At 70.5% G+C, this 7,618-nt stretch carries 9 protein-coding genes; 7 read left to right on the top strand and 2 right to left on the bottom strand.

Features of this window, described 5'->3' with window-relative positions; translation table 11 throughout:
- Positions 1-245: 245 nt before the first annotated feature.
- From VMI11_03050 to VMI11_03035, 4 genes are read left to right on the top strand one after another with little or no spacing between them, the layout of a single operon-like run.
- Positions 246-1,040 carry a hypothetical protein gene (locus VMI11_03050; GenBank protein HTY71382.1) on the top strand — a complete coding sequence of 265 codons (795 nt, stop codon included), beginning with the start codon at positions 246-248 and terminating at the stop codon, positions 1,038-1,040.
- 54 nt (positions 1,041-1,094) lie between these two features.
- Positions 1,095-2,990 carry a fumarate reductase/succinate dehydrogenase flavoprotein subunit gene (locus VMI11_03045; GenBank protein HTY71381.1) on the top strand — a complete coding sequence of 632 codons (1,896 nt, stop codon included), beginning with the start codon at positions 1,095-1,097 and terminating at the stop codon, positions 2,988-2,990.
- Entirely contained in the window at positions 2,987-3,742 is a 756-nt protein-coding gene (locus tag VMI11_03040; GenBank protein ID HTY71380.1) for a succinate dehydrogenase/fumarate reductase iron-sulfur subunit, read from the top strand. Before VMI11_03045 ends, VMI11_03040 begins: the two co-directional genes overlap by 4 nt.
- Before the next feature lie 37 nt (positions 3,743-3,779).
- A complete protein-coding gene (locus VMI11_03035) occupies positions 3,780-4,541 on the top strand; it encodes a sulfite exporter TauE/SafE family protein (protein HTY71379.1) in 762 nt (253 codons plus the stop codon).
- Positions 4,542-4,552: 11 nt separating this feature from the next.
- On the opposite strand, the gene VMI11_03030 is transcribed toward VMI11_03035, so the two are convergent.
- Entirely contained in the window at positions 4,553-4,852 is a 300-nt protein-coding gene (locus VMI11_03030; GenBank protein ID HTY71378.1) for a DUF3467 domain-containing protein, read from the bottom strand.
- A 163-nt stretch (positions 4,853-5,015) separates the two neighbouring features.
- Here VMI11_03030 and VMI11_03025 point away from each other — a divergent pair, with 163 nt between their 5' ends.
- Together VMI11_03025 and VMI11_03020 are read left to right on the top strand one after the other, a co-directional pair.
- The gene (locus tag VMI11_03025) at positions 5,016-5,663 is read left to right on the top strand and encodes a VIT family protein (GenBank protein ID HTY71377.1); all 648 of its coding nucleotides are present in this window, start codon (positions 5,016-5,018) and stop codon (positions 5,661-5,663) included.
- Positions 5,664-5,862: 199 nt separating this feature from the next.
- The gene (locus VMI11_03020) at positions 5,863-6,843 is read left to right on the top strand and encodes a GGDEF domain-containing protein (GenBank protein ID HTY71376.1); all 981 of its coding nucleotides are present in this window, start codon (positions 5,863-5,865) and stop codon (positions 6,841-6,843) included.
- A gap of 16 nt (positions 6,844-6,859) precedes the next feature.
- Here VMI11_03020 and VMI11_03015 read toward each other — a convergent pair whose 3' ends face one another.
- A complete protein-coding gene (locus VMI11_03015) occupies positions 6,860-7,027 on the bottom strand; it encodes a hypothetical protein (GenBank protein ID HTY71375.1) in 168 nt (55 codons plus the stop codon).
- 217 nt (positions 7,028-7,244) lie between these two features.
- Between VMI11_03015 and VMI11_03010 the strand changes: the two genes are divergently transcribed.
- The coding region (locus VMI11_03010; protein ID HTY71374.1) for a TSUP family transporter at positions 7,245-7,618 on the top strand (374 nt) is incomplete at its 3' end.

The following is a 7,618-nucleotide window of genomic DNA, read 5'->3' as shown; positions in this document are numbered from 1 at the left end:
GGCCGCCTGGTGCGGGCTTGTGGGCACGGGGACTGGACCTCTGTTCTGTCGGCGACGTGACGCGAAGCACTGGCCGGGACGGTGTGATCCGTGACACGTCGGCCCACGAGCGCTGGTTCCGGGGACCATCGTAGGCCGAGGGCACGTCGCAACAGGACGGCGTCCGGGCGGTGTCCCGGCAGGACCAGCGGGTGAGTAGCCTGCACGGGCAGGTGCGTCGACGACTCGGCAGGGAGGACGCAGGCATGACGACCACGGCGGGGGTGGACGCTCCGGGCCGGGCGAGGATCAGCACTCGCACGCTGCGCCGGGATCGCTGGTGGGTCCAGCCCGCGATCACCGCGGCCGTCCTCGTCGCCTTCGTGATCTACTCCACGTGGCGGGCGTTCGCGAACGCGAACTACTTCGCCGAGCCTTATATCTCCCCCTTCTACTCGCCGTGCCTGGCCACCAACTGCGTGCCGGGGACCGGCAACGTCCACCCCGTCGGTGACTGGTGGACCCTGTCCCCCGCCTTGCTGATCCTCGTCGTGCCCCTGGGCTTCCGGCTCACCTGCTACTACTACCGCAAGGCCTACTTCCGGTCCTTCTGGCTCTCGCCGCCGGCCTGCGCGGTGGCCGAGCCGCACCGCCGGTACACCGGGGAGCGACGCTTCCCGCTGATCCTCAACAACGCGCACCGCTGGTTCTTCTACCTGGGTCTGGTCTTCAACGTGATCCTCACGTGGGACGCGATCCTCGCCTTCCGCAACCCCGAGGGTCAGTGGGGGCACATGGGGCTCGGAACCCTCGTCCTCATCGCGAACGCGACGCTGCTGTGGCTGTACAGCCTGTCGTGCCACTCCTGCCGCCACGCGATCGGCGGCCGCCTCAACCACTTCTCGCGCCACCCGCTCCGCTACAAGGGCTGGACGCTGGTCTCCCGACTGAACGGCCGGCACCCGGTCTTCGCCTGGGTGTCGCTGTTCGGGGTGGCCCTCACCGACTTCTACGTGTACCTGCTCGCGTCGGGGACCATCTCCGACCCGAAGTTCTTCTGAGCCGGCCGCGGGCGCGCGCCGACCGAACAGCGAAGAGGGAGCTGGACAAGAGGCATGACCGAGGTCGAGCGCCACGCCTACGACGTGGTCGTGATCGGTGCCGGGGGGGCAGGACTGCGGGCCGCGATCGCCGCACGCAGCCGCGGCCTGCGCACGGCGATCGTCTGCAAGTCGCTGTTCGGCAAGGCTCACACGGTGATGGCGGAGGGTGGCATCGCCGCGTCGATGGGCAACGTCAACTCCCACGACAACTGGCAGGTCCACTTCCGCGACACGATGCGGGGCGGCAAGTTCCTGAACTCCTGGCGGATGGCCGAGCTGCACGCCAAGGAGGCGCCGGAACGCGTCTGGGAGCTGGAGACGTACGGCGCCCTGTTCGACCGCACCCCGGACGGCAAGATCTCGCAGCGGAACTTCGGAGGTCACGAGTACCCCCGCCTCGCCCACGTCGGCGACCGGACCGGGCTCGAGCTGATCCGTACCCTCCAGCAGAAGATCGTCTCGCTGCAGCAGGAGGACCTGCGGGAGAGCGGTGACTACGAGGCCAGGCTCAAGGTCTTCGCCGAGTGCACGGTCACCCAGCTGATCAAGGACGGCGAGGCGATCGCCGGGGCCTTCGGCTACTGGCGGGAGACCGGCCGGTTCGTGGTGTTCGAGGCTCCCGCGGTCATCCTCGCCACCGGCGGCATCGGCAAGTCGTTCAAGGTCACGAGCAACTCCTGGGAGTACACCGGCGACGGGCACGCCCTCGCCCTGCGTGCCGGCGGGACCTTGCTGAACATGGAGTTCATCCAGTTCCACCCGACCGGCATGGTCTGGCCACCGAGCGTCAAGGGGATCCTCGTCACCGAGTCGGTCCGCGGCGACGGCGGAGTGCTGACCAACTCCGAGGGACGTCGGTTCATGTTCGACTACGTCCCCGACGTCTTCCGCAAGCAGTACGCGGAGACCGAGGAGGAGGCCGACCGCTGGTACACCGACGCGGACAACAACCGCCGTCCACCGGAGCTCCTCCCGCGGGACGAGGTCGCCCGAGCGATCAACTCCGAGGTCAAGGCTGGTCGAGGGTCGCCGCACGGCGGTGTCTTCCTGGACGTCTCCAAGCGGCTGCCGGCCGAGGTGATCCGCAAGAAGCTGCCCTCGATGTGGCACCAGTTCAAGGAGCTCGCCGACGTCGACATCACGGCGGAGCCGATGGAGGTCGGCCCGACCTGCCACTACGTGATGGGCGGGGTCGAGGTGGACCCCGACTCCACCGCCGCCAAGGTGCCGGGGCTGTTCGCCGCCGGTGAGGTGGCCGGCGGGATGCACGGGTCCAACCGGCTGGGCGGCAACTCGCTCTCCGACCTGCTGGTCTTCGGCCGCCGGGCGGGCGACGGCGCCGCGGACTACATCGCATCGCTTGGCGACGTACGCCCTGCGGTGTCCTCGGCTGCCGTCGACGCATCGGCCGCGGAGGCGCTGGCCCCGTTCCAGACCGACGGCGGGGAGAACCCCTACGGGCTGCACCAGGAGCTGCAGCAGACGATGAACGACCTGGTCGGCATCATCCGCACGGAGTCGGAGATCCGCGAGGCTCTGTCCCGGCTCGAAGGACTGAAGGAGCGGGCCCGGCGGGTCTCCGTCGAGGGTCACCGGCAGTTCAACCCGGGCTGGCACCTGGCCCTCGACCTGGCGAACATGCTGCTCGTGTCCGAGTGCGTCGCCCGGGCGGCGCTCCAGCGCCAGGAGTCCCGAGGCGGGCACACGCGCGACGACTACCCGACGATGGATCCGGTGTGGCGCCAGGTGAACCTCGTCTGCTCCCTCGACGCCGACGAGGTGCACGTCACGCGTCAGCCGCTGCCGCCGATGCGGGGGGACCTGATCGCCCTGTTCGACGAGTCCGAGCTCGGGAAGTACATGACGCCGGAGGAGCTGCCCTCGGCTGCTGGAGGAGACAAGGCATGAGCTACACCGGACACTTCCGCGTCTGGCGGGGCGACGCGACCGCCGGGGACCTCCAGGACTTCCAGGTCGAGGTCAACGAGGGCGAGGTCGTGCTCGACGTGATCCACCGCCTGCAGGCGACCGCCGCCCCTGACCTGGCGGTCCGATGGAACTGCAAGGCCGGCAAGTGCGGGTCGTGCAGCGCCGAGGTGAACGGCCGTCCGCGCCTGATGTGCATGACGAGGATGAGCACGTTCACCCCCGAGGAGACCATCACGGTCACCCCCATGCGCACCTTCCCCGTGATCCGCGACCTCGTCACCGACGTCTCCTACAACTACGAGAAGGCTCGCGCGGTGCCGGCGTTCGCGCCCCCGCCCGACCTCGCCCCCGGCGAGTACCGGATGCAGCAGGTCGACGTCGAGCGCAGCCAGGAGTTCCGGAAGTGCATCGAGTGCTTCCTCTGCCAGAACACCTGCCACGCCATCCGCGACCACGAGGAGAACAAGCCGTCCTTCAGCGGGCCGCGGTTCCTCATGCGTATTGCCGAGCTGGACATGCACCCGCTCGACACCGCCGACCGGGTCAAGGCCGCCCAGGAGGAGCACGGCCTCGGCTTCTGCAACATCACGAAATGCTGCACCGAGGTCTGCCCCGAGCACATCCACATCACCGACAACGCGCTCATCCCGATGAAGGAACGGGTGGCGGACCGCAAGTACGACCCGCTGTTCTCCGTAGGGTCGTTGTTCCGACGCTCGCGCTCGTCCTGACCACTCGGCCGCCCGCCCGGAACCAGGCAGTCTCGCGGTGAACGTCGGCCTGGTGATCGCCGCCGTCGGCGGAGGCTTCGCCGCCGGCACCATGAACGCGGTCGTCGGCGCGGGCAGCCTCGTGAGCTTCCCGGCGCTGCTGGCAGCCGGGGTCCCGGCCCTCACCGCCAACGTGTCCAACACGATCGGCCTGCTCCCCGGCTCGCTGTCGGCGGTCCATGGCTACCGGCGGGAGCTCGCGGGCCGACGCCACACCCTGGTCCGGCTCTGCGTCGCGGGGGGGCTGGGCGGCCTCACCGGGGGGCTGCTCCTGCTCGCCTTCCCGTCCTCCACCTTCGAGGCGGTCGTGCCCTTCCTGCTGGTTCTGGCGGGGATCCTCACCGCCTTGCAGCCGACGGTCTCGCGCCGGCTGGCCGAGCACCCTTCGGCGTCTCCGCACGGAGGGCCGCTCCTGCTCGTGCTGGTCGGGCTGACCGGGGTCTACGGCGGCTACTTCGGGGCGGCCCAGGGTGTGATCCTCCTCGCCCTTCTCGGCGTCTTCCTCGAGTCGGACGTGCAACGCGCGAACGCGGTCAAGAACCTCGTCGCCCTCGTCGTCAACGTGGTGGCCGGGATCCTCTTCGCCCTGCGCGCCGACGTCGACTGGGGGGTCGCCGCGCTCCTCGCCCTAGGGGCGCTCGCCGGAGGCACCACGGGGGTGAGAGTGGCCCGGCGGCTGCCGCCGGCGGCGTTCCGGTGGTTCGTCGTCCTGGTGGCGATCACGGCCGCGGTCGCGATCTCGGTCAAGGAGGTGGGCTGAGCCGGCCTGCGTCAGCCCGGCTGGCCGCCGGGGCGCCGGCCGTGCTCGCTCTCCCACTGGCTCAGCTGCAGCTCGAGGGCGCGCATGATCTCGAACACCTGGCTGGGCGGGATCCGGACCCGGCTGACGACGCGCGCTGTGCTCTGCAGGTACGTCGTACCGTCGTCCTCGACCTGCTCGGCGGGAGCCACGAGCGCCGCGAAGTCGAGGATGAAGGTGTCCCCGGTGTGCCAGATGCTCACGAAGTCGGCGTAGGAGCCGGCACGAGCCTCGTCCGGCACCTCGATCGCGAACCTCGGTTCGTCGGCCATGGGTTGACGCTACCGGCCGGTTGGACGCCCCGTCCGTCCGGGCAGGACAATGGTCCGTGAACGCGAGGAGACGAACGTGAGCAACAAGCTGCGCGAGCACGCCCAGCGCGACGCCGGTCACGTCGAGGAGCACTCCGGGACCGGCGCGGACTGGCTCAACCGGCTGCGCGCCGCCGTGCTCGGCGCGGACGACGGCATCGTGTCGACAGCGGGCCTGGTCATCGGCGTCGCGGGGGCAACAGCGAACCGGACCGCGATCCTCACCGCCGGACTGGCTGGCCTGGCAGCCGGCGCCATGTCCATGGCGGCGGGCGAGTACGTCTCCGTCGCCAGCCAGCGCGACACCGAGCAGGCCGCCCTGAGGCAGGAACGACGCGAGCTCGCGAGCAATCCTCACGGCGAGCAGGCCGAGCTCGCCGCCATGTACGTCGAGCGCGGACTGTCTGCCGAGCTCGCTGCCAAGGTCGCGGCCGAGCTGAGCCAACGTGATGCGCTTCGGGCCCACGCCGAGATCGAACTGGGCATCAGTCCGGACGACGTGGCCAGTCCGTGGAGCGCGGCCATCGCGTCCTTCCTGGCGTTCACCCTGGGGGCCGTCCTCCCGCTGCTGGCGATCGTGCTGGCGCCGGCCCGGGTACGCGTGCCCGTCACCTTCGTCACGGTCCTGATCGCGCTCGCCCTGACCGGGGCACTCAGCGCCCGCCTCAGTGGCGCCCCCCGCGGCCGGTCGGTGGGACGCCTGGTGGTGGGAGGCGCCCTCGCGATGGCCCTCACCTACACCGTCGGCCGCCTCGTCGGCCACGCCATCTAGGCAAGCCCCACCCGCGCCCCCGGCGTGATCGGCTCCGGACTGGTCCCGCCGACCCGTCGATGTGCCACCAGAGCCTGATTCTTGGGCAGTTCACAGGCGGACGTCGTCAAGGGCGCCCGAGGGCACGTCGATGCTCGAGAGGGTGAGCGCCCCGCCCAGAGCCCCCGCGTTGGACGCCAGGATCCACAGCCTGGCGTCCATGGCACGCGCCCTGGGCAGCTCGCACCGTCTCATGATCATGATCGAGACCGCGGCCGAGGAGGCGCTCGGCGCCCTCGGCGCCGCGAGTGTGTCCGTCAGCCGGGTCGAGGCCGATGCGGGCACGCTTCGAACTCTGATCAACGCGGGTGAGCTCGGACCGGGCGAGGAGCGCTGGCCGGTCGACGAGGTGTACCAGATGCGCGACTTCGCGAACCTGCGCAGCGTCGTCGGGGACCTTCGCACCTGGACGACCGCCCTCGACGACCCCGACGGTGACCCGTCGGAGCAGGAGCTGCTGCGATCCCTGGGAAAGGGATCGTCGATGGCCTCACCCGTCGTCGTCGACGCCACCTTGTGGGGTGAGCTGTTCGCGACTCGCCGGATCGACGACGAGCCGTTCGACTCGGCGGACGCCGCGTACCTGGAGGCACTCGCGGCCATCCTCGCTGGCGCGATCTCCCGGGCGCTGCATGTCGAGGCCCTGGAGCGCCTGGCCTTCCTCGACCCGTTGACCGGACTGGCCAACCGGCGTGCCCTCGACGACGCCGCCGAGCGCGCGTTCGCGACGATGCCGTCGGGGCGACGCCGTCGCGTGAACGTGGTCGCTCTGGACGTCAACGGGCTGAAGGCGGTCAACGACGCCCTCGGCCACGCCGAGGGTGACCGCTTGCTGATCTCGGTGGCGGCCACGCTGAGCCGGTACTTCGCAGACCTGGACGGCAGCCTGGTCGCGCGTGTCGGAGGCGATGAGTTCAGCGTGCTCGTCCCCGGCCACGGCTTGGACACAGTGCTGAGGGTCGCGGACGAGGCCTGCGCGGCCGTCCTCGACCTCACCGGGAGCTCGGGTGTGTCCTGCGGGGTGGCGAGCACCGAGACGATGACGGTCGACCGACCCGGGCAGCTGTTCCGGGCCGCCGACGCCGCGCAGTACCGAGCCAAACGGGCAGGGGCCACGACCGCGGTCCTCGCCACCCCCTGAGGTCACGCGGGCAGGCTCAGACGGTGGAGCGCCGCCCGCCGAAGAGCCGCTCGAACAGCGAGGGCGGCGGTGGGCACTGGCAGCGCTGGGACTTGGGCACCCCCGCCAGCACCTGGTTGACGTGCTGCCCGCAGCCCGCCCAGGACGCCTTGCCGCAACGACGGCACGTGACCTGACGACACATGAAATCTCCTCCTGAGGATGCCAAGGCGAGCACGATCGTATACCCTATGGGGTATAGGCGTAGAGACACGCGAGGCGCAGTCAGGATGTGCAGCCCAGCCCTGTGCCGCACGTGCGGCAAGGTCACCTACTCCGGATGCGGCATGCACGCCGACCAGGTCCTGCGCGGGGTGCCGCCCGAGAAGCGCTGCCAGTGCCGCTGACCGACACGCCGAGCAATGGCTGACCCGATCACGCTGCTGTTCGTCGGCGCCGCGATCGGGCTGATCGCCGGCCTGCTGGTGGTCGGGGCGGTCCTCATGCTGCGCGCGGCATCGGCGGCCCGTCGCAGCGGTACCTCCCGACGTCCGGACCCACCCGCCATGGCAGGTGGCGCGGTGGCGCCGGACCGGTTCCGATCCGATGCGCTCGACGAGGCGCCGAGGCCGACAGTGGTGGCCCTGGCCTCCTCCGTGGGGCTGCTCACCGGGCTGTTCGGCGTAGGCGCCGGCTTCGTGGTGGTCCCCGCGTTGGTCTCAGCCATTCGGCTCCCGGTGAAGAGGGCCACCGCCACGGCCCTCGTGGTGATCGTGAGGAACAGCGGGGTTGCGCT

The sequence above is a fragment of the Actinomycetes bacterium genome (assembly GCA_035506535.1).
Taxonomy (GTDB): domain Bacteria; phylum Actinomycetota; class Actinomycetes; order DATJPE01; family DATJPE01; genus DATJPE01.
This window is presented reverse-complemented; position numbering and strand designations above follow the sequence as displayed.

Excerpts from the sequence above, each read along its gene's own strand:
- VMI11_03050 (HTY71382.1), top strand. The coding sequence starts at position 246 with ATGACGACCACGGCGGGGGTGGACGCTCCGGGCCGGGCGAGGATCAGC.
- VMI11_03045 (HTY71381.1), top strand. The coding sequence starts at position 1,095 with ATGACCGAGGTCGAGCGCCACGCCTACGACGTGGTCGTGATCGGTGCC.
- VMI11_03040 (HTY71380.1), top strand. The coding sequence starts at position 2,987 with ATGAGCTACACCGGACACTTCCGCGTCTGGCGGGGCGACGCGACCGCC.
- VMI11_03030 (HTY71378.1), bottom strand. The coding sequence starts at position 4,852 with ATGGCCGACGAACCGAGGTTCGCGATCGAGGTGCCGGACGAGGCTCGT.
- VMI11_03020 (HTY71376.1), top strand. The coding sequence starts at position 5,863 with ATGGCACGCGCCCTGGGCAGCTCGCACCGTCTCATGATCATGATCGAG.
- VMI11_03015 (HTY71375.1), bottom strand. The coding sequence starts at position 7,027 with ATGTGTCGTCAGGTCACGTGCCGTCGTTGCGGCAAGGCGTCCTGGGCG.